Genomic DNA, 23,437 nt, shown 5'->3' with positions numbered 1-23,437 from the left:
GCGATCTCCTTAGAGCATGACCCGACGGAAGTCGGCCAGCAGTTGGGCGAGGTACACGTTGAAGCGGGTCGCCAGGGCGCCGTCGATCACGCGGTGGTCGGCTGTGAGCGACATGGGCAGGGTGAGGCGCGGCACAAACTGCTTGCCGTCCCAAACCGGCTTCATCACCGACTTGTTGACGCCCAGGATGGCCACTTCCGGCGCATTGACGATGGGGGCGAAGTAGGTGCCACCGATGCCGCCAAGGCTGGAGATGGTGAAGCAGGCGCCGGACATGTCGGCGGGCTTGAGCTTGCCGTCACGGGCCAGCTTGGCCAGGTTGCCCGACTCCGCGGCGATCTCGAACACGCTCTTTTTGTCCGCATCCTTGATGACCGGGACGACCAGGCCGTTGGGGGTGTCGGCCGCGAAGGCGATGTTGAAGTACTTCTTGTAAACCAGGTTGTCGCCATCGAGACTGGTGTTGAACTCGGGGAACTCCTGCAGGGCGCGCACCGAGGCCTTGATGATGAAGGCGAGCATGGTCAGCTTCTTGCCGGACTTCTCGAACTCCTTGTTCATCTGGACGCGGAAGGCTTCCAGGTCGGTGATGTCGGCGTCTTCGTGGTAGGTGACGGCCGGGATCATCGCCCAGTTGCGGGCCAGGTTCTGGCCGGAGATCTTCTTGATGCGCGACAGGGGCTTGACGTCGATCTCGCCAAACTTGGAGAAGTCCACCTTCGGCCACGGCAGCAGGTCGAGCCCGCCACCCAGGCTGCCCACGGCCGCGGCGGCCACGGTTTTGCCCGGGACGACGCCGGTGCTCATGGCGCCCTTCACAAAGCCGGTGACGTCGGCCTGGGTGATGCGGTTCTTGGGGCCGGTGGCCTTGACCTGGGCCAGATCGACACCCAGCTCGCGGGCAAAGGCGCGCACCGACGGGCTGGCGTGCACCTTGCCGCCGAGGGTGACGGCGGACGGCGCAGCGACAGCCGCCGGGGCCGCTGCCGGAGCTGCCGCAGGGGCAGCGGCAGCAGGCGCCGGGGCGCTGGCAGCCGGAGCCGGCGCGGCAGCAGCGCCGGCACCGGTCTCGACCTTGATCAGCACGGAACCTTCGGAGACCTTGTCACCCAGCTTGACCAGCACTTCCTTCACCACGCCGGTGGCGGAGGAGGGCACGTCCATGGTGGCCTTGTCGGATTCCAGGGTGGCGATGGCGTCTTCTGCCTTGATGCTGTCACCGACCTTGACGAACAGTTCGATCACCGGGACGGAGTCGAAGTCGCCGATGTCCGGCACCTTCACTTCAACCACACCACCACCCGCGGCGGGGGCCGGAGCGGCCGGTGCGGCGGCCGGGGCCGCAGCGGGGGCGGGGGCAGCAGCCGGGGCAGCCGCTGCCGGGGCCGGTGCCGCAGCGGCAGCGCCGGCGGCCTCGACCCGGATCAGCACGGTGCCTTCGGCAACCTTGTCACCCAGGCTGATCAGCACTTCCTTGACCACGCCGGCGGCGGACGAGGGCACGTCCATGGTGGCCTTGTCGGATTCCAGGGTGGCGATGGCGTCGTCCACCTTGATGGTGTCACCGACCTTGACGAACAGTTCGATCACCGGCACCTGGTCGAAATCGCCGATGTCCGGAACCTTCACTTCGATGAGTTGGCTCATGTTTGCGCTCCTCGCGATCAGACGGACATGGGGTTGGGCTTGTTCGGGTCAAGCTTGTACTTGACCAGCGCAGCGGCAACCTTTTCACGTTCGATCTTGCCTTCGTCGGCCAGCGCCTTGAGGGCGGCCAGGGTGACCCAGTGGCGGTCCACTTCAAAGAAGTGGCGCAGCTTTTCGCGGGTGTCGGAGCGGCCGAAGCCGTCGGTGCCCAGGGTGACGTAGGTGTTCTTGACGTAGGGGCGGATCTGCTCGGAGAACAGGCGGATGTAGTCGGTGGCGGCGATCACCGGGCCGACGGCGCCTTCGAGCTTCTGCTCCACATGGCTCTTCTTCGGGGCTTCGAGCGGGTGCAGCAGGTTCCAGCGGGAAGCGTCCTGACCGTCACGGGCCAGCTCGTTGAAGCTCGGGCAGCCCCAGATGTCGGATTCGACACCCCAGTCGTTCTTGAGCAGGTCGGCGGCGGCAATGACTTCGTTGAAGATGGTGCCGGAGCCCAGCAGCTGGACGCGCACGTCACCGGCGCCGCCCTTACGGAAGGCGTACATCCCCTTGATGATGTCGGCCTCGGCACCGGCGGGCATTTCCGGGTGCTCGTAGTTCTCGTTCATCACCGTCAGGTAGTAATAAACGTCTTCCTGCTCGGCAAACATGCGGCGCATGCCGTCCTGCACCACCACCGCGACTTCGTACTGGAAGGTCGGATCGTAGCTGATGCAGTTGGGGATCATGTTGGCCATGAGCTGGCTGTGGCCGTCTTCGTGCTGCAGGCCTTCGCCGTTCAGGGTGGTCCGGCCGGCGGTACCGCCGATCAGGAAGCCACGGGTGCGCTGGTCGGCAGCCGCCCAGCACAGGTCCATGGTGCGCTGCAGGCCGAACATGGAGTAGAAGATGTAGAAGGGCACCATCTGCACGCCGTGCACGCTGTAGGCGGTGCCGGCAGCGATCCAGTCGGCCATGGCGCCGGCTTCGTTGATGCCTTCCTGGAGCACCTGGCCGGTCTGGCTTTCCTTGTAGAACATGAGCTGGTCATGGTCTTCGGGAACGTACTTCTGGCCTTCCTGGTTCCAGATGCCGTACTGGCGGAACATGCCTTCCATGCCGAAGGTGCGGGACTCGTCGGGCACGATGGGGACGATGTTCTTGCCGATCTGCTTGTCTTTCAGCAGCGTGTTCATGATGCGCACGATGGCCATCGTGGTGGACAGCTCGCGGCCTTCGCCGGAGGCCTTGAGCAGGGCGCCGAAGGCGTCCAGGCCCGGCACGGCCAGGGGCGCGGCGGTGCGGCGGCGCTGGGGCAGGAAACCGCCCAGGTCCACACGGCGCTGCATCATGTACTTGTATTCGGCGGAGTCTTCCGGGAAGCGCAGGTAGGGCAGCTCGGCCAGCTTGTCGTCGGGCACCGGGATGCCGAAACGGTCGCGGAAGCGGCGGATCGAGTCGATGTCCAGCTTCTTCTGCTGGTGGGAGATGTTCATGGCCTCGCCGGACTGGCCCATGCCGAAGCCCTTGATGGTCTTGGCCAGGATCAGGGTCGGGGCGCCCTTGTGGTTAACGGCGGCGTTGTAGGCGGTGAAGATCTTGAAGATGTCGTGGCCGCCGCGGTTGAGGTTCCACACCTCGTCGTCGGTCCAGTCGGCCACCAGCTCGCGCAGCTCGGGGGTGTTGAAGAAGTTCTCGCGGACGTAGGCGCCGTTCTTGGCCTTGAAGGTCTGATACTCGCCGTCGCACAGTTCCATCATGCGCTTCTTGAGGATGCCCTTCTTGTCGCGGTTGAACAGGGCGTCCCAGTGGGTGCCCCAGATCAGCTTGATCACGTTCCAGCCAGCGCCGCGGAACTCGGCTTCGAGTTCCTGGATGATCTTGCCGTTGCCACGCACCGGGCCGTCGAGGCGCTGCAGGTTGCAGTTGATGACGAAGATCAGGTTGTCCAGCTTTTCGCGGCCGGCCATGCCGATGGCGCCCAGGGACTCGACCTCGTCGGTCTCGCCGTCGCCCAGGAAGGCCCACACCTTGCGCTGCTCGGCCTTGGCGGCGTCGATCATGCCGCGGCTGGCGAGATACTTCATGAAGCGGGCGGAGTAGATCGCACACAGGGGGCCGAGGCCCATGGACACGGTGGGGAACTGCCAGAAGTCCGGCATCAGCCACGGGTGCGGGTAGGAGGAGATGCCCTGGCCGTCGGTTTCCTGACGGAAGTTGTCCATCTGGTCGTCGGTCAGGCGGCCCAGCATGTAGGCGCGGGAATAGACGCCCGGCACCGAGTGGCCCTGGAAGAAGATCAGGTCGCCGCCGGTGTCGTGGTTGATGCTCTTCCAGAAATGGGAAAAGCCCACGTCGTAGAGGGCTGCAGCAGAAGCGAAGGAGGCAATGTGGCCGCCGACGTTGGTGTCCTTGTTGGCCCGCACCACCATGGCCATGGCGTTCCAGCGGATGTAGGAATGGAGCTTGATCTCCATGTCCGGATCGCCCGGGTACTTGGGCTGCTGGTCGGCAGGGATCGTGTTGATGTACTGGGTGTTGGCGGAGTAGGGGATGTCGATCCCTTCCTCGCGGCCCGCCTCGATGAGCTTCTCGATCAGGAAGTGAGCGCGCTCGGCGCCTTCCTGGGCGACGACGCCCTCAAGTGCTTCCAGCCATTCCTTGGTTTCCTGGGCGTCGATGTCTGCCTGGGAATTCTGCGTGTTCGCGGCCATGGTTTGTCTCCTCATGACTTTGCGGGTTGTGGGTTGCTGGCGTGGGTAACGACAGCGGGCTTTCACTGCAAACCTGCGTGGACCGGATCGCGGTCCTGATATTTCGCAATATAAAACCAAATCCCGCATTGTGCAATACGTAAGTTCCCCTACGCATGACGTCGACGAGGCGTGACAGTGCCGCCCGTGCCGGACGCACGGAGGGCGTGGAGGGGCCTCGCGACGAGGGCCGACAAGCGGGCGGATTGATCAAGAGCACGTTCGCCGGCCGGGCCTGGGGGCACCGGCCGGCGAAGTTTCGTTCGACGGGGATAGGAAAAAAAACGGCCGGGGGCGAGGGAGGGAGGGAGAAAACCCCCGGCCGTGCGCGGAAATGTGAATTCCGCTGTGCGGGATCATTTGGACTGCGCGTCCCGCTTTCGGTCTTCGTCATAGGCGAAGACCACTTGACTGTTGCGTACTTCTCCGATGACCGGGATCCGGGGCGTATCGATCGCCTCGTGGTCGGTCCGGGAGAAGGGGCGATCATATACCATCACGATGCCTTCCACCCGCTCCTTGAGGGATTCCAGTGCATCGCGCAGGCGGGAGCCCTCGGTGCTGCGCGCCTGGCGGATGGCGGCGGCCAGCAGCAGCATGGAGTCATAGCCCTGGGCGGCGGCGGGGGCCACCGGAATGCGCTCGACCCCGAAGCTCTTGCGGTACTTGTCGATGAAGGCCTTGCGCCGGGGGGTGTTGCCGTCCTGGATGAAGGTCTGGGGCATGCGTGTGCCCTCGGCGTTCGGCCCGGCGTTGTCGATGAAGTTGGACATGGCCAGGGCCCAGCTGCCCATCAGCGGCACCTTCCAGCCGAGGCGCACCATGCCGTTGGCCAGATGGGCCAGCTCCGGGCCCAGGCCGTAAGTGAGGATGGCCTCGGCACCGGCGGCCCTGGCCCGGGCCAGCTGGGGCGTCATGTCCACATCGCGGATGTTGAAACGCTCCACCACCACCGGCTTGAGGCTGTGCCGCTCCAGGGCGCGCTCCAGGTCTTCCCGGCCGAGCTGGCCGTAGTTGGTGCTGTCGTGAAAGATCGCCAGCTTGCGCAGGCGCCGGCGCACCACCGCCTCCTCGACGATCATCGCCGCCTGGATGGTGTCCGGCGCCGACACGCGGAAGATGTAGTTGTCGGGGTACTGGGGCGGCAGGAACTGCTTGGTGATGATCGAGCCCGTGGCCACCGAGGTGATCATGGGGATGTGGGCCTGCTGGTAGAAACGCTGGCTGGCCAGGGCCACGCCGGTGTTCACGATGCCCAGGCCGGCGACCACCTTTTCCTGGTTGATGAGCTCCTGCACCACCTGGGCGCCGCGCTCGGGGCGGGCCTCGTCGTCCCGCTCCACCAGCAGCACCGGCCGGCCGAGGATGCCGCCGGCCTCGTTGATCTCCCGCGCCGCCAGCCGGATGCCGTCACGCATGGCGATGCCCATCGGGTTCGAGCCGCCGGTGAAGGGGCCCGACACACCGATGCGGATCGGTTCGATGGCCGATGCTTCGGTCGCCAGCAGAGCCAGCAGGGCCAGGGTTGCCGTGCGCAGGAAGTGCAGCAAGGAGGTCTCCATCAATGGGTGGCCGCTCGGGGTCGGCTCTGTGTCGCACGGATGCGACCCCTAACCCTAGACCCGGCTGGCCGGGGCGGGAATGCGGGACAACCCTTAGCGCCGTGTGTTCGACGGCTGCTTTTGTGGTGTCGAAGGAATCCGCCCCCACGGGCGTGTCTCGGTCGTTGCAGGGACGCGTCCCGTTAGGGTAACTCCCGATGCCCTGTCCGCGTGTCCGCCATCACGATGATGGACAAATGTCGAACAACAATAATCCGCCTTCCCCTCCGACTGCCCGGCCCAACTGGTACTGGACCGCGCCCTACATCGCCGTGCTGGTGTTTGCGCTGGCCATGCTGGTGCTGGTGTGGATCCTCCAGCGTCAGGAGGGCGAGACCCAGCGCAATGCCCTGGCCCGTGACGTGCAGTGGGCCGAGCAGACCATGCGCCTGCACATGCAGGGCACCGAGGAGTTTCTGGGCCAGCTGGCCCGGGAGCTGGCGGCCGATACGCTGGACGCGGACGGCTTCCAGGTGCGGGCCAACCAGCACATCGCCAACAACGCCGAGCTGGTCAATGTGGTGTGGATCTCCGCCGACCAGCGCGTCAAGTGGACGGCTCCCTTCGACACCACCGACTGGCTGGTGGGCGATGCCCTGTCCGGCATCCAGTCGGTGGTGCTGGGCAAGGCGCGGGAGCTGGGGCGACCGGTGTATGGCGACCCCTACGTGAATGGCCGCAACATGGCCGTGCTGGAGGTGTACGTGCCGGTGCAGCAGGGGCGTAGCCCCCTGGGGGCCATCGTGGCGGTGTACTCCATCGAACGCATGGTGTCCTACCTGGTGCCCAGCTGGTTCGGCGAGAAGTATCGCCTCACCTTTACCGACGGTCGGGGCGAGGTGCTGGCGGCCAATTCGGCGATGCGCCCCCTGGACGAGAGCCTGGCCTTCTCGGTACCCCTTGATCCGCCGGGTAACGGCCTGACCCTGCGGGCCACCGCCTATCACACCGAGAGCAATCTGCCGCCGGCCTTCCCGATGGCGGTGATCGTCGGGCTGAGCTTCTTCGTGCTGTGGAGCCTGTGGCTGCTGCGCGCCCACATGCAGCGGCGGGTGAGGGTGGAGAAGGAGCGTGACCGGCTCTTCAACCTGTCCCTGGACATGCTCGCCATCCTTGGGCTGAACGGGGTGTTCCGGCGCTGCAACCCGGCCTTCGAGCGCATCCTCGGGTATGCACCGGACGAGCTGCCGGGGCAGCCGCTGATCGACTTCATCCACGCCGAAGACGTGGCCGAGACCATCGAGCACCTGCGCAGCCTGGCGGCCGGCACGCCGGGGGCCTTCGAGAACCGTTGCCGCTGCCTTGACGGCAGCTACAAGTGGCTGGCCTGGAGCGTGAACTCGGTGCCCGAGGAGCGCCTGATGTACGCGGTGGCCCACGACATCACCGGGCGCAAGGCTGCCGAGGAGGCCCTGCGCGGCGAGTACGCCTTCCGCAAGGCGATGGAAGAGTCCCTGATCACCGGCCTGCGCGCCATCGACCTGAGCGGAAAGATCATCTACGTGAACCCGGCCTTCTGCCGCATGACCGGCTGGTCACCGGACGAGCTGGTGGGCGCGCGGGCGCCTTTCCCCTACTGGCCGCGGGACAACTACCCGGCCCTGCAGCGCAACCTGGAGATCACCCTGGCGGGGGACGCGCCGGCCACCGGCTTCGAGATGCGCATCCAGCGCAAGAGCGGCGAGCGCCTGGATGCCCGTTTCTACCTCTCGCCGCTGATCGACGGGGAAGGGCGGCAGACCGGCTGGATGGCTTCGATCACCGACATCACCGAGCCCAAGCGCGTGCGCGCCGAACTCGAAGAAGCCCACGAGCGCTTCGTGGCCGTGCTCGACGGGCTGGACGCGGCGGTGTACGTGGCAGATGCGGCCAATGACGAGATCCTGTTTGCCAACCGGGCCTTCAAGAGCATCTACGGCTACGACGCGGTGGGGCAGCGGGTGGGCATCTACGGCCTGCCGACGCCCCCCGATACCCTGTGGTACGACGTGGACCCGCGCCGCCTGGCCCCCGAGCAGGTGCCCCGTGAGCTCTACGACGGCGAGCTGCAGAACGTGCTGTCCGGCCGCTGGTACCACATCCGCGAGCGCGCCACCCGCTGGGTGGACGGGCGCGTGGTGCGCATGGCCATCGCCACCGACATCACCGACCGCAAGCGCGTGGACGAGGAGAACCGCGCCCAGCAGGAGCGCCTGCAGCGCACCTCGCGCTTGATTACCATGGGCGAGATGGCGTCCACCCTGGCCCATGAGCTCAACCAGCCCCTGGCGGCCATCGCCAACTACTCCATGGGCTGCGTCAATCGCCTGCAGTCCGGCGACTATCGCCAGGAGGACATCCTCACCGCCATGCAGAAGGCCAGCGCCCAGGCCGAGCGTGCCGGCAAGATCATCCGGCGGGTGCGCGAGTTTGTGAAGAAGAGCGAGCCGCGCCGCCACGCCGTGCCCCTGGCGACCATCGTGGACGACGCCATCGGCTTCGTCGAGATTGACGCCCGCCGCCATGGCGCCCAGGTGCTCAGCCAGCTCCCGCCCGATCTGCCACCGGTGTTTGCGGATACGGTGATGGTGGAGCAGGTGTTGCTCAATCTGGTCAAGAACGGCATCGAGGCCATGGCCGAGACGCCCGCCGAAGAGCGCGTCGTCATCGTCTCCGCCCGCCGCGTCGAGCCCCGGCAGGTGGAGGTGTCGATCGCCGACCGCGGCCAGGGCCTGTCGGACGACGCCCGCGAGAAGCTCTTTTCGCCCTTCTACACCACCAAGAGCGAGGGCATGGGCATGGGGCTGAACATCTGCCGCTCCATCATCGAATTCCACGAAGGGCGCCTGTGGGTGGACGCCAACCCTTCGGGAGGATGTATCTTCCGCTTCACCCTGCCCCTGGAGACTGCCCTTGAAACCGCAAGTGTCGACGCCTGAACAGATCATCTACCTGGTGGATGACGACGAAGCCCTGCGCGATTCCCTCGCCTGGCTGCTCGAATCCCAGGGCTTCAAGGTGGCCGCGTTTGCGTCGGCCGAAGAGTTTCTGAAGGCCTGGCGGCCCGAGTTCAACGGCTGTCTGCTGCTCGACGTGCGCATGCCCGGCATGAGCGGGCTGGAGCTACACGAGCGCCTGCGTGCCCAGTACTCAACCCTGCCCATCATCTTCATCACCGGCCACGGCGACGTGCCCATGGCGGTGGCGGCGCTCAAGAAGGGGGCCGTGGACTTCATCGAGAAACCCTTCAATGACACCGAGCTGCTGCGCCTGGTGAGCCAGTGCCTGGTCACCGAGCAGGAACACCGCGCCCGCCGCCGCCAGGACGCCGAAGTCTCCCGGCGACTGGATCAGCTCACCCAGCGCGAACGCGAGGTGCTCGACCTGATCATCGCCGGCAAGCTCAACAAGCAGATCGCCGACGTGCTGGGCATCAGCATCAAGACGGTCGAGGTGCACCGGGCCCGGGTGATGGAAAAGATGGCCGCCCAGTCCCTGGCCGAGCTCGTCCAGAGCGTGATGGCCATCGAGGGCGTGCAGCGCGCGTAAAGACCTGCGCGGGGCAGGTTGTGCTGGTGATGGTATACTCGCGGGTTTTTCCCGAGGGACGGATTCATGACCGCTCGCATCATCGATGGCAACGCGCTTTCCGCGAAACTGCGCGGAGAACTCGCCGCGAAGGCGGCTGAACTCACCGCCAAGGGCACCCAGCCCTGCCTGGCCGTGATCCTCGTCGGTGGCGATCCGGCCTCGGCGGTTTACGTCCGCAACAAGGTGGCTGGCTGCGAGAAGGCGGGCATCAAGTCCCTCAAGTTCGAATACGCCCAGGACACGGCTCCCGCCGATGTGCTCGGCAAGATCGCCGAGCTCAACGCCGATCCGTCGGTGCACGGCATCCTGGTGCAGCTGCCCCTGCCGAAGCACTTCGACGAGAAGGCCGTGCTCGAAGCCATCTCCGTCGAGAAGGACGTGGACGGCTTCCACGCCGAGAACGTCGGCCGCCTGTCCCAGGGCCAGGAAGCCTTTGTGCCCTGCACCCCCAACGGCGTGATGGAAATGCTCAAGAGCATCGACGCCCCCCTGCGCGGCGCCGAGGCGGTTGTCATCGGCCGCTCCAACATCGTCGGCAAGCCCATGGCCATGCTGCTCACCGCAGCGGGTGCCACCGTCACCGTGTGCCACTCGGGCACCCGTGACCTCAATTTCCACACCCGCCGCGCCGACATCCTGGTGGCCGCCATCGGCAAGCCGAAGTTCGTCACCGGTGACATGGTGCGCCCCGGCGCCATCGTCATCGACGTGGGCATCAACCGCCTCCAGGACGGGCCTGATGCGGGCAAGCTCTGCGGCGACGTGGATTTCGACTCCGCCAAGGACGTGGCGGGCGCCATCACCCCGGTGCCCGGCGGCGTCGGCCCTATGACCATCACCATGCTGCTCGCCAACACCGTCGAGTCGGCAAGCCGCGCAGCCCGGAAGGCCTGAACCATGAGCGACCAACAACCCGTCATCGGCATCGTCATGGGGTCCAACTCCGACTGGCCCACCATGCAGGCCGCGGCCAAGGTGCTGAAGGACTTCGGCGTGCCCTTCGAGGCCCGCGTGGTCTCGGCCCACCGCACCCCCGACCTGATGTTTGAATACGCCGAACAGGCCCGTGCCCGTGGCCTGCGCGCCATCATCGCCGGGGCCGGCGGCGCCGCCCACCTGCCGGGCATGATCGCCGCCAAGACCACCGTGCCGGTGCTGGGCGTGCCGGTGCAGTCCAAGGCCCTGTCGGGCAAGGATTCCCTGCTCTCCATCGTCCAGATGCCCAAAGGCATCCCGGTGGCCACCTTCGCCATTGGTGAGGCCGGCGCCGCCAACGCGGGCCTGTTCGCCGTGGCCCTGCTGGCCGGCACCGACGCCGCCCTGGCCGACAAGCTCGAGGCTTTCCGCGCCGACCAGACCGCCAGCGTGCTGGCCATGACCCTCGACCCGGTCTGACCCCACTGATTTTGCAGGACTGACGCGATGATTCTCCCGCCCGCCACCCTCGGCATGCTCGGCGGCGGCCAGCTTGGCCGCTTCTTCGTCGCCGCAGCCCACGAAATGGGCTACAAGGTGTGGGTCCTCGACCCCGATCCCCACAGCCCCGCGGGCCTCATCGCCGACCGTCACCTGCAGGCCGGCTACGACGACTTCGCCGCCCTCGATGCCCTGGCCGATGGCTGCGCCGCCGTCACCACCGAGTTCGAGAACGTTCCGGCCACCACCCTGGACTACCTGGCCAAGTTCATCCCCGTGCGCCCCGGTGCCTCGGCGGTGGCGGTGTGCCAGAACCGCATCGCCGAAAAGTCCTTCCTGCGTGACAACGGCATCCCCCACGGCCCCTTCGCCGTGATCCAGTCCGACGCCGACATCGCCGCCGCCGACGCCAGCCTCTACCCGGCCATCCTCAAGGTGGCCCGCTTCGGCTACGACGGCAAGGGCCAGGCCCGCGTCGCCAACGCCGCCGAAGCCCTGCACGCCTTCCACCAGTTCAAGGGCGAGCCCTGCGTGCTGGAGCAGATGCTGAGCCTTGACTATGAAGTCTCGGTGGTACTGGCCCGCGACGAGAACGGCAAGACCCGCTGCTTCCCCACCGTGGAAAACCGCCACACCGGCGGCATCCTCGACGTTTCCATCGCCCCGGCGCGGGCCTCCGCCTGCCAGCAGGATTCGGCCCAGGAGTACGCCGAGCGCATCGCCGAGCGCCTGGGCTTCATCGGCACCCTGGCCGTCGAGTTCTTCGTCAGCCGCGGTCAGCTGGTGGTTAACGAGATGGCGCCGCGCCCCCACAACAGTGGCCACCACACCATCGACGCCTGCGCCGTCAGCCAGTACGACCAGCAGGTGCGTGCCCTGTGCGGCCTGCCCCTGGGCGAGCCGCGCCAGCACAGCGCCTCGGTTATGGTCAATCTGCTGGGCGAGCTGTGGTTTGAAGGCGGCGACCCCCACGGCCGCTACCGCGAGCCCGACTGGTCGGTGCTGCACGCCGTGCCCGGCCTGCGCCTGCACCTCTACGCCAAGCACCACGCCCGCCACGGCCGCAAGATGGGCCACTTCACGGTGGTGGGCAGCGACGCCGCCGACGTGCTGGCCAAGGCCCTGGCCGCCCGCGCCGCCATCGGCATCCGCGACGAATAAAGCCTCACCGGATGAACGACATCCCGCGCGCGGTTGCGCTCCTGCGTCAGGGCGAACTGGTCGCCCTGCCCACCGAGACCGTCTATGGCCTCGGCGCCGACGCCCTCAACCCCGCCGCCGTTGCGAAGATCTTTGCTGCCAAGGGGCGTCCGTCCGATCACCCGCTCATCGTCCATCTGGCTGACGCCGAGCAGATCGTCGACTGGGCCCGAGACATCCCCCGCGAAGCCATCGCCCTGGCCCGCGCCTTCTGGCCCGGCCCGCTTACCCTCATCCTCAAGAAGGACGAAGCCGTGCCCGACCTGGTCACCGGCGGGCAGGGCACCGTCGGCCTGCGGGTGCCCAATCATCCTGTGGCGCTGGAGCTGCTGCGTGCCTTCGGTGGCGGTGTGGCGGCACCCTCGGCCAACCGCTTCGGGCGCATCAGCCCCACTACTGCCGAGCACGTCCGCCAGGAACTGGGTGACCGCGTCCCCCTGATCCTCGAAGGCGGCGCCTGCCAGGTGGGGCTCGAATCCACCATCCTCGACCTGTCCCGCGATGTGCCGGTGATCCTGCGCCCCGGTGCCATTGGCGTGGACGACATCGCCCGGGTCATCGGGCGTCGCCCGCGTCTGCGCGGTGAAGAGCAGCAGGCCGATACCGCACCCCGCGTTTCCGGCGCCCTGGCCGCCCACTACGCCCCGCGCACCCCGCTCGAACTGATCGCCAGCGCCGAGCTGCCCACCCGCGCCCGCAGCGGCGACGCCGTGCTGGCCCGCCAGCCCGCGCCCGCCAGCCTGCCCGAGGGTGTGGACTGGATCGCCGCCTCCGCCGACCCGCTTGCCTACGGCCACGATCTTTACGCCACCCTGCGCGCCCTGGACGAATCACCCTGCACCCGCATCCTGGTTGAAGCGCCGCCCGTCACCCCCGCGTGGTCCGCCGTGGCCGACCGCCTCGGCCGCGCCGCCGTCGGCTCCGGCGAAGACGACGAGACCTGAAGGCAATTTCCGGCAACGCCGGGCTTTGCAGCATCGCCAAGCGTAGCTATAATGCGCGGCTTACGTGGGCCGATAGCTCAGCTGGGAGAGCGCCGCGTTCGCAATGCGGAGGTCGTGAGTTCGATCCTCATTCGGTCCACCACAGTTTCTCCAAGGCCGGCTGACTGCTGGCCTTTTCAATCTGCACCTGGTGCAGCACCCCGTGGAGGGGTTCCCGAGCGGTCAAAGGGATCAGACTGTAAATCTGACGGCACTGCCTTCGAAGGTTCGAATCCTTCCCCCTCCACCACCTTTCCCCATTCGTTACCCGGTGACCGTATCGTCAGGTGCATCTGCGTGCTCTTGTCGAGAGGCTGGGTGCTTCGTGCCGTCACCGCCCGAACATGTCCCCGGCCTGCTGGCCGGCATGGAACGTTTCATTCACGTCAGTACGACGGATCTGGCGCCCATGATCAAGGTGGCCCTCATTCCTCGCGGTGAGGCAGGGCAGATGAGTCGATTGCATCCGCTATCGATCCGTGGTGGTTCATCAATCACACCCCCCGAATTGATTGACGAAAGCCCTAACGATCCGTGTTTTGTGACTGCTAACCTCGCTGTCATCAACACCTTTCGAGCTGATCGTGGAAAATCCCAATACACCAGAATCCCTTCGCAGCCGCTTGATCAAGGCGGCGCTGGATTGCTTCCTCGCTGATGACTATCACAAGGTCACCACCCGACACATTGCGGAATGTGCCGGCGCCAACGTGTCGATGATCCGGTATTACTTCGGCAGCAAGGAGGGGCTGTACGAGGAGATGATCCGGGAGACCCTGAGCCCTTTGCTCGATGTCCTCGATGGTCCGCTGCTGGCATCGACGGACGGTTTTGCCGAATTTCTCGGCCTGTACTACCGGACGATGTCGGAGCGCCCCGAGTTTCCAAAGCTGATCCTCAAGGTGCTGGCGCTCCGGCATGGCCCCGGTCGTCGGTTCATTCAGCAACTGCTTGAGCGCGGACGCACTCGTGGGGCACGCAAGGTTGCAGATCTCAAGGCCCAGGGGCAGCTTGCCCCGGCTGTCGATCCGGACATCCTGCGCCTCGCCTTCGTGAGCCTGGCGATGACCCCCATGCTGCTCAAGGACATTTTTGAAGAGCAGATGGAGCGCCCCATGGATGCCGCCTTCCTCGAGCGCCTGGCCTTGTTCAACGGCCATCTGTTTGCGGCAGGGCTGGCACCGGCAAGCCCCGCCGGCCCGGGAGGCGCGGCATGACGCTCCAGATGAACGCAGGCGCCGTGCGGCGATTCGCAAAGATGATGAAGTTCGGCAACTGGCTCCAGTTGATTCCCGGCAAGGTGACGCCGGCGCCGTTCCGCCTGATCCAGATCGGGTCGGCCTACTGGCAATCAAGGGCGCTCTTCGTGGCGGCTCAACTGGATATCGCGTCGGTTCTGGGGGCAGAAACCCTGGAGGCGGTGGTGCTCGCAGAGCGGATCGGGGCCAACGGCGACGCCCTCGGGCGTCTGCTGCGGATGCTTGCGGCCATGGGCGTCTTTGAAGAAGCGGGCCCCATGCGCTTTCGTAACAACAGGCTCTCCCGCTGTCTTGCCCGAAACGATCCCCAAAGCGTTCGCGCCATGATCCTGATGCATAACTCCGAGAGCATGAGCCGCCCCTGGTTTGAACAGCTGGAAGCCGGCATCCGCAGCGGCGTCCCACCTTTCCGGCTCAGCCACGGTGATGAGCTGTTTGACTACATGGATCGTCATGCAGACTTCGACCAGCTGTTCTCGGAAGCCATGGACAGCGTCGAGGCCCTGGTGGGGGATGGCTTTGCCACTGACCTGGATTGGGGAAGATTCGACCGCGTGATTGATGTCGGCGGCTCGCGTGGCACCAAGGCACTGGCGATCATCAAGCGCCACCCCAGGCTGCGCGCGCTGATCGTGGATCGGCCCCAGGTCGTGGCGGACGCTGTGCGCTATTGGCGCGAGCACCCGGCGGAAGGTGCCGAGCGCCTTTGTTTTCAGGCTGGAGATCTGTTCAAGGCCATTCCTGCGGCGGCGGGGCCCGGAGACATCTATCTGCTTTCCGCCGTCCTGCATGGCTTCGACAATGCAAGCTGCGTGCAGGCACTGCAAAAGCTGCGCGAGGCCATTGGCAGCAGTGGCGCGCGCGCCGCAGTGCTGGAAATGCTGGTCCCGGAAACGGGGGCGGACATGGCCTGCGCGTCATTCGATATGCAGATGTTCGCGGCCTGTCGAGGGCGGGAGCGGACCCTGAAGGAATGGACTTCTGTCATCCAGGCCAGCGGATTGGCGCTGGAAGAAACGGTGCGCCTCCGCTCCCTCGCCAGCATTCTGGTCTTGCGCGCGCAGTGAGCCTGTTTTCTTCAGTCTGAAGTCATCGGCCTGTCCGCGTGACTTCTCCTGTGGGGTCGAATTCACTCAACCCCACGATGAGAGAGGGCTGCAGGGGCTATACGGCCTTGCTGACCATCAGACGAGATGTCCGGCGGCGAAACGAAGCCGCCCAGAACCTTCTCCAGGCGGCCCGCCACCTTGAGCAGTTGTTCGTCCTGCCAGCGCTTGCCGATGATCTGGACCCCCACGGGCAAGCCGTCTTCGATGCCGGCGGGCAAGCTCACCACCGGGCTGCCGGTCAGGGAGAAGGGGAGGGTTATGGCCAGGGTCGCTTCCAGGTAGGGCAGGGTGGTGTCACCCACCGCTAGCCGGGGCGGCTTTCTGCTTGCGGGCATGAGCTCGCCGGGGTAGGGGCCGGTTGCCGCCACTGGGCAGATCACGGCGTCCCAGCGGCCCAGGAAGGTTTCGAGGGACTGGATGAGTGCTTCGCGCTGGTTCAGGGCCGCGTTGTAGCGATGCAGATCAAAGGCCATGCCCCGGGCGAAGGCGCGGGTGATCGTGTGGTCACGGGGCAGGAAGGGCCGCAGGCCCTGCAAGAGGCGGCGCTGCCAGCCCGGCATGCCGAGGCCGATTTCCGCCCCGCCGATCACGCCAAAGGCTTCCCAGGCCTGCCGCACATCAAAGTCGGGCGGGGCACAGCGGACAATCGTGTGGCCGGCTGCGGCCAGCGTGCCGGCCATCCGTTCCAGGCCCCGGTGAATCCGTGGGCACAGCGGCGTGCCGGCAAAGTCCGCCCACAGGGCGATCCGCATCGGGGTGTCGGCTTCGTCCGATGCTGCAGTGTGGGTAGAAGGGGCGATGGGTGGGACGCTCGTGTCCACGCCGTCCGGCCCCGCCAGAAGGCCAAAGCCCAGCTCCAGATCGGCCACGCAGCGGGCCAGCACCCCGAAGGACAGCATGTGCCAGACGCTGCGCCCGGGGCCGCCGTACTCCCGGGGCAGATGGGGAATGTGCCCGGTGCGGGGGATGCGGTTTTCGGTGGCCTTCAGCCCGGCAACGCCGCAGTAGGCCGCTGGGATGCGGATCGAACCGCCAATGTCGCTGCCGATCTCCAGCAGCGAGAAGCCGGCCGCGATGGCCACGGCGCTGCCGCCCGAGCTCCCCCCTGGGGTCAGGGCCGGGTTCCACGGGTTGCGGGTGAGCCCGAACAGGGGGCTCCAGCAATGGGGCGCCCCCGCCAGCTCCGGCAGATTGCTCTTGCCCATCAGGATCGCGCCGGCATCCCGCCAGCGCGCCACCACGGAGGCGTCGGCCACGGGTTGGTAGTCTGCCAGCGGCCGGAAGCTGGACGTGGTCCGCATGTCCCGGGTGGCAAAGGCGTCCTTGACGGAAACCGGAACCCCCAGCAGTGGCGGCAGGGGCCCGCCCAGGGCAAGGCGCCGGTCCGCCTCCCGGGCGGCCGCCAGGGCGCCGTCGCGGTTGAGCGTGACCAGCGCGTTGAGCTGGGGATTGAAGCGGTCGATGCGGTGCTGGCAGGCCAGCACCAGCGCTTCGGCGGAATAGCGCCCCTGCTGCAGATCACGGAGTGCCTGGGTGGCGGTGAGCTGCCCGAGGTCTGGCATTGCGTTATGGCGGGGCGGTGCCGGCATGTTGCCGCCCGCAAAGGGCGACGCGGGATGATTGGTCATGATGATGCGCGGGTATGAACACCCGGGCAGTCTAGGCGGCGCCTTGTGTCCCGTATTGTCGTGAAACGACAGCGCTCAATATCCGGAGGGGCCGAACAGGCGCGTCATGTGGCGCGGTGCAACCCGGTAGGGCCAGAAGGCCGGATCGTCGCTGGCGATCCCGGCGGCCAGCTGGCCCGGGGTGTGGCCGGTAAAGCGCAGCACATCATGGATGAGGTGGGACTGATCGCAGTATCCAAATCGGGCGGCCACGTCGGCCCAGGCGCCCGTGCCCGGTGGCCGGCTGGCGACAAAACTCATCAGCTGGCTGCAGCGCAACTGCTGGCGCAGGCTGCGCAGCGATTGCCCATAGCTGGCCCGAAAGCGGCGCTCGAACTGGCGCAGGCTCAGGCCGAAGCGCGCCGCCAGCATTTCGGGCGGCAGGCTGAAGCCGTCCGGCGGCAGCACCATGTCCCCTTGCCCGTCAGCACGGCGCTGGTGGAGCCCGGACAGGAGCGCCATGCAGGCACTCACCTGATCTGTGGTGTCATCGCTGTCCGCGAGCAGCGCCTGGCAGTGGGCCGCCTCACCCCGCTCCTGGCCCGTCAGAAAGTCATCAAAATCGGCCCAGCTATCCATGATGGTCAGCGCCGGAAAATCCACGATCCGCCGCAACTGCCCCGGCTTCACCGCCAGGGTCAGGATGCGGGTGCCGGGCGCCGCCCAGGCCCGCAGGCTTTGGCGCGTCCCGCCACACAGGCTGATGACAGGCATGGCACGCCTGCCCTCCGGGCGGAGCACGCGGATCTCGCCCCGCAGGATGACCAGGATGATGGGGTGCATGCCGGCGGGGAGCACATAGTCACCACCCGGCAGGGCCTTGACCATCCCGTGCTGCACGCAGTCGGCCACGGCGGGGGAAGGGGCAAACAGGAGGTCCATGGCGGTGTGTCGGGTTGCAGAGTTTGGCGCCTCGGATGATGACATTGGAGAGCGATGATCGGGGGCGCGTGATCCTGCGTTCCTCGGCGGTCTTCTCCGCAATGGCTGCAGCGACGCTGCGTGACCATCATCAGACTGAAGACGGATCTCGAGAGGCTGGCGATGATCGAGGGTACTTCGACCAGACTGGTGTACGCTTCATCCATCCTTACGCAGAACCCTCTGGAGAGTTCCTCTGTCCTTGCAGTCATCCTTGAAGCGGGATCTGTTGATCCTCTGGCTGGCGATTGCGGCGGTGTCGCTGGTGTTGGCTGCCCTGTTACTGGTCCTGATCCGGCAGGGCGCCGGGCCGCAGATCGCCCGCGCCACCCATCAGGCGGCGGTCAGTTGCGAGGCCCTGCGTGCGGGTGCCGAGCGGATGGTGCTGGCCGATCTGGGCGCGTCGTCTTCCGCCTCCCAGGCCGTGCTCGACCTTGCGCTGCGCGACCGGCCGGGCACCGAAGGGGGCTTCTGGCGCGCCGATGCCGGGGTGGTGGCCTATGCCTTTCCAACCTATGACGGCACCGGCATCAAACGTGATCCGCCCAGCGCCGAACTCGAACGCATCGCATCCACCGCGCAGCGCGCCCTCGATAGCGCGAGCCTGGTGAGCGATGTGCGGCCCGGCCTGCGCGAAGCGGTGGTCTTCTCGGCCTGCCCGGTCGATGCCAAGCCGCTCGGCCTGGCCGCCTGGACGCTGATGCGGGTGCCCCTGATCGGCGCCGATGTGGTCAATCCCCTGATCCTCGCAGTGAGCCTGTTGTTGTGCATGGTGATCATCTCGGGCGCATGGCTGGGGCGCATGCTCGCGCGCTGGCGCCGCCAGTCGGAGTCGCTGCAGCGGCAGCTGGCGCAGTCGGAGCGCCTGGCCACCCTCGGCCGGGTGTCAGCCGGCCTGGCGCACGAGATCCGCAACCCGCTGGGCACCATGCGGATGAGGGTGGAGAACGCCTTGGCTGCACCGCCCGAGGTGCGCGATGCACGGGTGGCCGGCGCATTGGAAACGGTTCTGGAGCAGACCGGCCGCCTCGACACCCTGGTTTCCAGCCTGCTGGCGCTTACTCAACCGTTCCGGGTCGAGCGCCAGCCGACCGATCTGCGGGCCTTTCTGGACGTGCAGCGGCAGCGCCATCAGGCGGCCGCATCGGCGGCCGGTGTAACGCTTGGCGTGGCGGTTGATCCGGCCCTCGACACCATGGCGCCCGCCTGCTTCGACCCGGTGCAGATGGCGCGCGTGTTCGACAACCTGCTGCTCAACGCCCTGGCACATACCGCTGCAGGCGGCACCATCGAACTGGGCGCCCGGCGTACCACCGGCGGGCTGCTGTTATGGGTGGCCGACGACGGCGTGGGAGTGCCGGCCGCGCTGCGCGATACGCTGTTCGAAGCCTTTGCCACCGAGCGCAGCGGCGGCTCCGGCCTCGGCCTGGCCCTGGTGCGCGAGATCGTGCAGGCCCACGGCGGCCGGGCTGCGCTGGCCCCCAGCCCACGCGGTGCGCGTATCGAACTGGAACTACCATGGCCCACATCCTGATCGTCGACGACGACACTGCTTTTTGCGACAGCCTCGCCGAGACACTGCAGGACCTGGGGCACACCGTGCTGCAGGCCGGCAGCACCGAGACCGGCCTGCGCCGCCTGCGCAGCGAGCCCGTAAACCTGGCCATCGTCGACCTGCGCATGCCCGGTGAAGATGGGCTGGTCTTCCTGCAACGTGCGGCCGCCATCAAGGCGGTGCCCTGCATCATGCTCACCGCCTACGCCAGCGGCGGCAACACCATCGATGCCATGCGCCTGGGGGCCTTCGATCACCTCACCAAGCCGGTGGCGCGGGCCACGCTGGTGCAGACCCTCGACCGGGCATTGCAGAGCCTGCGCGTGCGCGCCAGTGTCACGTCCGACCTCGACACCCCGGCGGCGCCCGCCGACGAGACCGAGCTGGTGAGCGGCAGCGAGGCCATGCGCGAGGTGTTCAAACGCATCGGCCTGGTGGCGGGCAGCGACGCCACCGTGCTGGTGCTGGGCGAGACCGGCACCGGCAAGGAATTGGTGGCCCGCGCCCTGCACCGGGCCAGCGCCCGCGCAGCACGTCCCTTTGTGGCCATCAACTGCGCCGCCATTCCCGCCGAGTTGATGGAGAGCGAGCTCTTTGGTCATGTGAAGGGCGCTTTCACCGGCGCTACGGCCGACCGCATCGGGTGCTTCCGCGAAGCGGACGGCGGCACGCTCTTCCTTGATGAGATCGGTGACATGCCGCTGCCCATGCAGGCCAAGATCCTGCGGGTGCTCCAGGAGCGGGAGATCACCCCGGTAGGGGGCAGCCGCGCTCTGCCGGTGGACGTGCGCATCGTAGCCGCTACCCATCGCGACTTGCCCGCCGCCGTAGCGGAGGGGCGTTTTCGTGAAGACCTGTGGTATCGCCTGCAGGTGGTGCCGTTGTGGCTGCCGCCCCTGCGCGAACGCCTGGGCGACGTGCTGCTGCTGGCTGAGCACTTCCTCCGCCAGGGCGGACGAGGCACGCCCAAGCGGCTCAGTACGGCCGCAGCCCAGCGTTTGCTCGCCCACGCCTGGCCCGGCAACGTGCGGGAGCTGCGCAACGCCATGGCGCGCGCAGCCATCCTGTGTCAGGGGGCGTGCATCGAACCCGAGCACATCGGCCTGCCTGTACCCGCGGCCGCGCCGGACATCGCCTGGAGCGGCCCCCTGGCCCAGGCCGTGGCGCAGCTTGAACGCAGCATGATTGCCCGCGCCCTGGCCGAAACGGCCGGCAATCGCGCTGAGGCGGCACGGCGCCTGGGGCTGTCGCGGCAGCAGCTTTACCGCAAGCTGGCCGAGCACGGGCTGGACTGAGCCGCCACTGCGGACAGCGGTGTCCGGGGCCTACAGGTGTCCGATCCTGTTACAGCCCGGCGTCACCCGCGCGTACACTCCAGTACGGTTCTGTATTTCAAGCCATTGATTTGAAAATGGTTTGTTCTGGCACGGGGCTTGCCATCTCTTTGGGGTATTCCACCCACCTCCAAGGAGAAGCGCATGACTCGCCACATTCTTTCTGCCGTGACCCTGGTTGCCACCCTGATTGCCGGCACCACCCACGCTGCACCGCCTGACGCCCCCCGGGGGGAGCGGCCCCCGGCCCCCGGTTTGGCCAACCAGGCCGTGGCACAAGGCCAGGTGCAACGCATGCTGATCAATCCCTATGGCGAGGTGGCCGGCCTGCGGCTGGCGGACGGCACCTTGGTCAAGTTTCCGCCGCATCTGGCCGACGCACTCACCGCCGCCGTCAAGCCGGGTGACGTCGTGCGCGTCATCGGCCGCCCGCAGGCACGGGGGACCGTGCTGGCCGATGCCATCGTCAACACCGCCAGCGGCCAGACGGTCTATGACCAGCCGCCGCCGTTGGGCGAGGACCGGCCGCTGCCGCCCCACCTGCGCGCCCAGAAGCTGCAGCCGCAACAGGTCGAAGGGCGGGTCGACACCGTGCTCACCGGCCCCCGTGGCGAGGCAAACGGCGTGATTCTCGCCGACGGCAGCATCGTGCGTTTTCCCCCCGAAAGCCTGCGCCTCTCCGTTCAGCCTGGCGCCCCGTTCGCCGCCGCGGGCCTGGGTACGCGCAACGCCCTGGGTACCGCCCTCGAAGCAGTCAGCCTGGGCACCAGCCTGTCGGCCCTGCAGCCGCTCTACGACCGCAGTCGCTGATCCGCTCCGCCATGTCTCCACAACTTCTGCCCATCGTCCTGTTGTCGATCTCCAACGTGTTCATGACCTTTGCCTGGTATGGGCACCTCCGTTTTGAGGGGCGCCCCCTGTGGCTGGTCATTCTGGTGAGCTGGCTGATTGCCCTGGCCGAATACTGCTTTGCCGTGCCCGCCAACCGCCTGGGCCACGCCGTCTACAGCGCCGCTGAGCTCAAGACGATGCAGGAAGTCATCACCCTCTGCGTGTTTGCGGTGTTCTCGGTGATCTACCTGGGCGAACGGCTCACCCTCAACCACCTGGTGGGCTTTGGCTGCATCGCCCTGGGGGCGTTCTTTGTGTTCAAAGGCCCGCTGCACTGAGGAGGCACCCTGATGACGTCCCATCCGCTCACCCCGTCGCAGCGCTGGCTCTGCGGCCTCAACTTCTTCATTGCCGACGTCCGCGACGGGCTGGGCCCGTTTCTTGGCGTCTTCCTGATGGGGCAGGGCTGGCCGGCCGACGACATCGGCTACCTGATGGGCGCCGCCGGCATCGCCGGCATGCTCGCCACCACGCCACTGGGCGCCTGGGTGGATGGCTCCCGCCGCAAGCGCGGCCTGCTGGCCGGCGCCACGGTGCTGCTGCTTGCCGGCAACCTCGCCCTCTGGGCGTGGCCCACGCCGGCCGTCACGGCGGCCACCCAGATCCTGGCTGCCGTGGTGGGGGCGCTTTTCGGCCCGGCCCTCATGGGGCTCACCCTGGGCCTCGTCGGCCCCCGGGGCCTGCCCCGGCAACTGGGCCGCAATGAAGCCTGGAACCACGCCGGCAACGTCATCGCCGCCGCCCTTGCCGGCCTGGCCGGCTACCGCTGGGGCTTGCCCGCGGTGTTCGTGCTCATGGTGCTGATGGGCTGCGGCGCGCTGCTGTGCCTGGCGGGCATCCGCTCCCGCGATATCGACCACGATGTGGCCCGCGGCCTGGAAGCCCGTCCGGCTGCTGACTACCCCTCATCCCCACCATCCGCCTGGCGCGTGCTGGCCGGCTCCCGCGCGCTGTGCCTGCTGGCGGTGACCATGCTCCTTTTCCACCTGGGCAACGCGGCCATGCTGCCCCTGCTTGGCCAGTCGGTCGTTGCCCGTGGTCAGGCCGACCCCAGCGCCTACACCGCGTCCACGATCATCGTGGCACAACTGGTGATGATCCCCGTGGCTCTGCTCGCCGGGCGGCATGCCGAGCGTCGTGGCTACTGGGGCCTCATTACCGCCGCGCTGGCCGTGCTGCCCCTGCGTGGCGCCATCGCCGCCGCCTGGGCATCCCCCTGGGCGCTGATACCGGTGCAGGTGCTCGATGGCGTCGGCGCTGGCCTGATGGGGGTGGCATTGCCGGGCCTGGTGGCGCACATGCTGCGCGGCAGCGGCCACATCAACGCCGGCCTGGGGGCGGTGACGGCCATCCAGGGCATCGGCGCCGCCCTGAGCCCCGCCCTGGCTGGTTGGGTTGCCCAGCACTTCGGCTACGCCACTGCTTTTGCCACACTGGGGGGCTGCGCGGCTCTGGGGGTGCTGGTGTTTCGATATGCCATGTACCCGGCGACCAACTCGCATCGGTCCCCGGTGTAGCCCAAGGGCGTGATCCATACTTTGCCGCGTTGCGC

The 23,437-nt window shown here is 67.3% G+C and carries 18 protein-coding genes and 2 tRNA genes; 15 read left to right on the top strand and 5 right to left on the bottom strand.

All coding sequences use genetic code 11. The features are described from left to right. Positions 1 to 9 precede the first annotated feature (9 nt). From aceF to L6Q67_RS16340, 3 genes are all read right to left on the bottom strand, one after another. Positions 10 to 1,647, bottom strand: coding sequence for a dihydrolipoyllysine-residue acetyltransferase (gene aceF, locus L6Q67_RS16350; protein ID WP_296571680.1), 1,638 nt, complete (start codon positions 1,645 to 1,647; stop codon positions 10 to 12). A 17-nt stretch (positions 1,648 to 1,664) separates the two neighbouring features. Continuing rightward, positions 1,665 to 4,340: a pyruvate dehydrogenase (acetyl-transferring), homodimeric type gene (gene aceE / locus L6Q67_RS16345; protein ID WP_296571677.1), complete on the bottom strand. Its 2,676-nt coding sequence runs from the start codon at positions 4,338 to 4,340 to the stop codon at positions 1,665 to 1,667. A gap of 395 nt (positions 4,341 to 4,735) precedes the next feature. Beyond that, a complete protein-coding gene (locus tag L6Q67_RS16340) occupies positions 4,736 to 5,941 on the bottom strand; it encodes an ABC transporter substrate-binding protein (RefSeq protein ID WP_296571674.1) in 1,206 nt (401 codons plus the stop codon). A 236-nt stretch (positions 5,942 to 6,177) separates the two neighbouring features. On the opposite strand from L6Q67_RS16340, the gene L6Q67_RS16335 reads away from it, so the two are divergent. The 10 genes from L6Q67_RS16335 (at position 6,178) to L6Q67_RS16290 (ending at position 15,475) form a co-directional block, all read left to right on the top strand. Beyond that, on the top strand, positions 6,178 to 8,898 hold the full coding sequence (locus L6Q67_RS16335; RefSeq protein WP_296571672.1) for a PAS domain S-box protein: 2,721 nt from the start codon (positions 6,178 to 6,180) through the stop codon (positions 8,896 to 8,898). After that, the gene (locus L6Q67_RS16330; protein ID WP_296571668.1) at positions 8,873 to 9,508 is read left to right on the top strand and encodes a response regulator transcription factor; all 636 of its coding nucleotides are present in this window, start codon (positions 8,873 to 8,875) and stop codon (positions 9,506 to 9,508) included. Before L6Q67_RS16335 ends, L6Q67_RS16330 begins: the two co-directional genes overlap by 26 nt. Before the next feature lie 66 nt (positions 9,509 to 9,574). Next, a complete protein-coding gene (folD, locus tag L6Q67_RS16325; RefSeq protein ID WP_296571665.1) occupies positions 9,575 to 10,444 on the top strand; it encodes a bifunctional methylenetetrahydrofolate dehydrogenase/methenyltetrahydrofolate cyclohydrolase FolD in 870 nt (289 codons plus the stop codon). A 3-nt stretch (positions 10,445 to 10,447) separates the two neighbouring features. Then, positions 10,448 to 10,945 (top strand): 5-(carboxyamino)imidazole ribonucleotide mutase, encoded by a 498-nt coding sequence (gene purE / locus L6Q67_RS16320; protein WP_296571663.1) that lies wholly within the window; start codon positions 10,448 to 10,450, stop codon positions 10,943 to 10,945. Positions 10,946 to 10,972: 27 nt separating this feature from the next. Next, on the top strand, positions 10,973 to 12,127 hold the full coding sequence (locus L6Q67_RS16315; protein WP_296571651.1) for a 5-(carboxyamino)imidazole ribonucleotide synthase: 1,155 nt from the start codon (positions 10,973 to 10,975) through the stop codon (positions 12,125 to 12,127). Between the two features lie 11 nt (positions 12,128 to 12,138). After that, on the top strand, positions 12,139 to 13,110 hold the full coding sequence (locus tag L6Q67_RS16310; RefSeq protein WP_296571649.1) for an L-threonylcarbamoyladenylate synthase: 972 nt from the start codon (positions 12,139 to 12,141) through the stop codon (positions 13,108 to 13,110). Positions 13,111 to 13,176: 66 nt separating this feature from the next. Continuing rightward, positions 13,177 to 13,252 (top strand) — tRNA-Ala (locus L6Q67_RS16305). Between the two features lie 62 nt (positions 13,253 to 13,314). After that, a tRNA-Tyr gene (locus L6Q67_RS16300) sits at positions 13,315 to 13,399 on the top strand. 334 nt (positions 13,400 to 13,733) lie between these two features. Beyond that, a complete protein-coding gene (locus tag L6Q67_RS16295) occupies positions 13,734 to 14,366 on the top strand; it encodes a TetR/AcrR family transcriptional regulator (RefSeq protein ID WP_296571646.1) in 633 nt (210 codons plus the stop codon). Then, a complete protein-coding gene (locus tag L6Q67_RS16290; RefSeq protein WP_296571643.1) occupies positions 14,363 to 15,475 on the top strand; it encodes a methyltransferase in 1,113 nt (370 codons plus the stop codon). Before L6Q67_RS16295 ends, L6Q67_RS16290 begins: the two co-directional genes overlap by 4 nt. Before the next feature lie 62 nt (positions 15,476 to 15,537). Here L6Q67_RS16290 and L6Q67_RS16285 read toward each other — a convergent pair whose 3' ends face one another. Both L6Q67_RS16285 and L6Q67_RS16280 read right to left on the bottom strand, forming a co-directional pair. Next, a complete protein-coding gene (locus L6Q67_RS16285; RefSeq protein WP_296571640.1) occupies positions 15,538 to 17,145 on the bottom strand; it encodes an amidase in 1,608 nt (535 codons plus the stop codon). Between the two features lie 75 nt (positions 17,146 to 17,220). Beyond that, a complete protein-coding gene (locus L6Q67_RS16280) occupies positions 17,221 to 18,066 on the bottom strand; it encodes an AraC family transcriptional regulator (RefSeq protein WP_296571637.1) in 846 nt (281 codons plus the stop codon). A gap of 253 nt (positions 18,067 to 18,319) precedes the next feature. On the opposite strand from L6Q67_RS16280, the gene L6Q67_RS16275 reads away from it, so the two are divergent. From L6Q67_RS16275 to L6Q67_RS16255, 5 genes are all read left to right on the top strand, one after another. Continuing rightward, entirely contained in the window at positions 18,320 to 19,639 is a 1,320-nt protein-coding gene (locus L6Q67_RS16275; RefSeq protein WP_296571635.1) for a HAMP domain-containing sensor histidine kinase, read from the top strand. Continuing rightward, the gene (locus L6Q67_RS16270; protein ID WP_296571633.1) at positions 19,624 to 20,955 is read left to right on the top strand and encodes a sigma-54 dependent transcriptional regulator; all 1,332 of its coding nucleotides are present in this window, start codon (positions 19,624 to 19,626) and stop codon (positions 20,953 to 20,955) included. The genes L6Q67_RS16275 and L6Q67_RS16270 overlap by 16 nt, the downstream gene beginning before the upstream one ends. A gap of 183 nt (positions 20,956 to 21,138) precedes the next feature. After that, the gene (locus L6Q67_RS16265) at positions 21,139 to 21,804 is read left to right on the top strand and encodes a hypothetical protein (protein ID WP_296571630.1); all 666 of its coding nucleotides are present in this window, start codon (positions 21,139 to 21,141) and stop codon (positions 21,802 to 21,804) included. A gap of 11 nt (positions 21,805 to 21,815) precedes the next feature. Then, positions 21,816 to 22,163: a DMT family protein gene (locus L6Q67_RS16260; RefSeq protein ID WP_296571627.1), complete on the top strand. Its 348-nt coding sequence runs from the start codon at positions 21,816 to 21,818 to the stop codon at positions 22,161 to 22,163. A 12-nt stretch (positions 22,164 to 22,175) separates the two neighbouring features. After that, a complete protein-coding gene (locus tag L6Q67_RS16255; protein WP_296571624.1) occupies positions 22,176 to 23,402 on the top strand; it encodes an MFS transporter in 1,227 nt (408 codons plus the stop codon). Positions 23,403 to 23,437 lie beyond the last annotated feature (35 nt).

The sequence above is a fragment of the Zoogloea sp. genome (genome assembly GCF_023150065.1).
GTDB lineage: Bacteria > Pseudomonadota > Gammaproteobacteria > Burkholderiales > Rhodocyclaceae > Zoogloea.
The sequence above is the reverse complement of the archived record's forward strand: the minus strand, read 5'-3'. Positions and strand labels throughout refer to the sequence as shown.

What these genes read in the sequence shown, in the direction of transcription:
- aceF (WP_296571680.1), bottom strand. Translation starts at nt 1,647, where the DNA reads ATGAGCCAACTCATCGAAGTGAAGGTTCCGGACATCGGCGATTTCGAC.
- aceE (WP_296571677.1), bottom strand. Translation starts at nt 4,340, where the DNA reads ATGGCCGCGAACACGCAGAATTCCCAGGCAGACATCGACGCCCAGGAA.
- L6Q67_RS16340 (WP_296571674.1), bottom strand. Translation starts at nt 5,941, where the DNA reads ATGGAGACCTCCTTGCTGCACTTCCTGCGCACGGCAACCCTGGCCCTG.
- L6Q67_RS16335 (WP_296571672.1), top strand. Translation starts at nt 6,178, where the DNA reads ATGTCGAACAACAATAATCCGCCTTCCCCTCCGACTGCCCGGCCCAAC.
- folD (WP_296571665.1), top strand. Translation starts at nt 9,575, where the DNA reads ATGACCGCTCGCATCATCGATGGCAACGCGCTTTCCGCGAAACTGCGC.
- purE (WP_296571663.1), top strand. Translation starts at nt 10,448, where the DNA reads ATGAGCGACCAACAACCCGTCATCGGCATCGTCATGGGGTCCAACTCC.
- L6Q67_RS16315 (WP_296571651.1), top strand. Translation starts at nt 10,973, where the DNA reads ATGATTCTCCCGCCCGCCACCCTCGGCATGCTCGGCGGCGGCCAGCTT.
- L6Q67_RS16310 (WP_296571649.1), top strand. Translation starts at nt 12,139, where the DNA reads ATGAACGACATCCCGCGCGCGGTTGCGCTCCTGCGTCAGGGCGAACTG.
- L6Q67_RS16290 (WP_296571643.1), top strand. Translation starts at nt 14,363, where the DNA reads ATGACGCTCCAGATGAACGCAGGCGCCGTGCGGCGATTCGCAAAGATG.
- L6Q67_RS16285 (WP_296571640.1), bottom strand. Translation starts at nt 17,145, where the DNA reads ATGACCAATCATCCCGCGTCGCCCTTTGCGGGCGGCAACATGCCGGCA.
- L6Q67_RS16280 (WP_296571637.1), bottom strand. Translation starts at nt 18,066, where the DNA reads ATGGACCTCCTGTTTGCCCCTTCCCCCGCCGTGGCCGACTGCGTGCAG.
- L6Q67_RS16270 (WP_296571633.1), top strand. Translation starts at nt 19,624, where the DNA reads ATGGCCCACATCCTGATCGTCGACGACGACACTGCTTTTTGCGACAGC.
- L6Q67_RS16265 (WP_296571630.1), top strand. Translation starts at nt 21,139, where the DNA reads ATGACTCGCCACATTCTTTCTGCCGTGACCCTGGTTGCCACCCTGATT.
- L6Q67_RS16260 (WP_296571627.1), top strand. Translation starts at nt 21,816, where the DNA reads ATGTCTCCACAACTTCTGCCCATCGTCCTGTTGTCGATCTCCAACGTG.
- L6Q67_RS16255 (WP_296571624.1), top strand. Translation starts at nt 22,176, where the DNA reads ATGACGTCCCATCCGCTCACCCCGTCGCAGCGCTGGCTCTGCGGCCTC.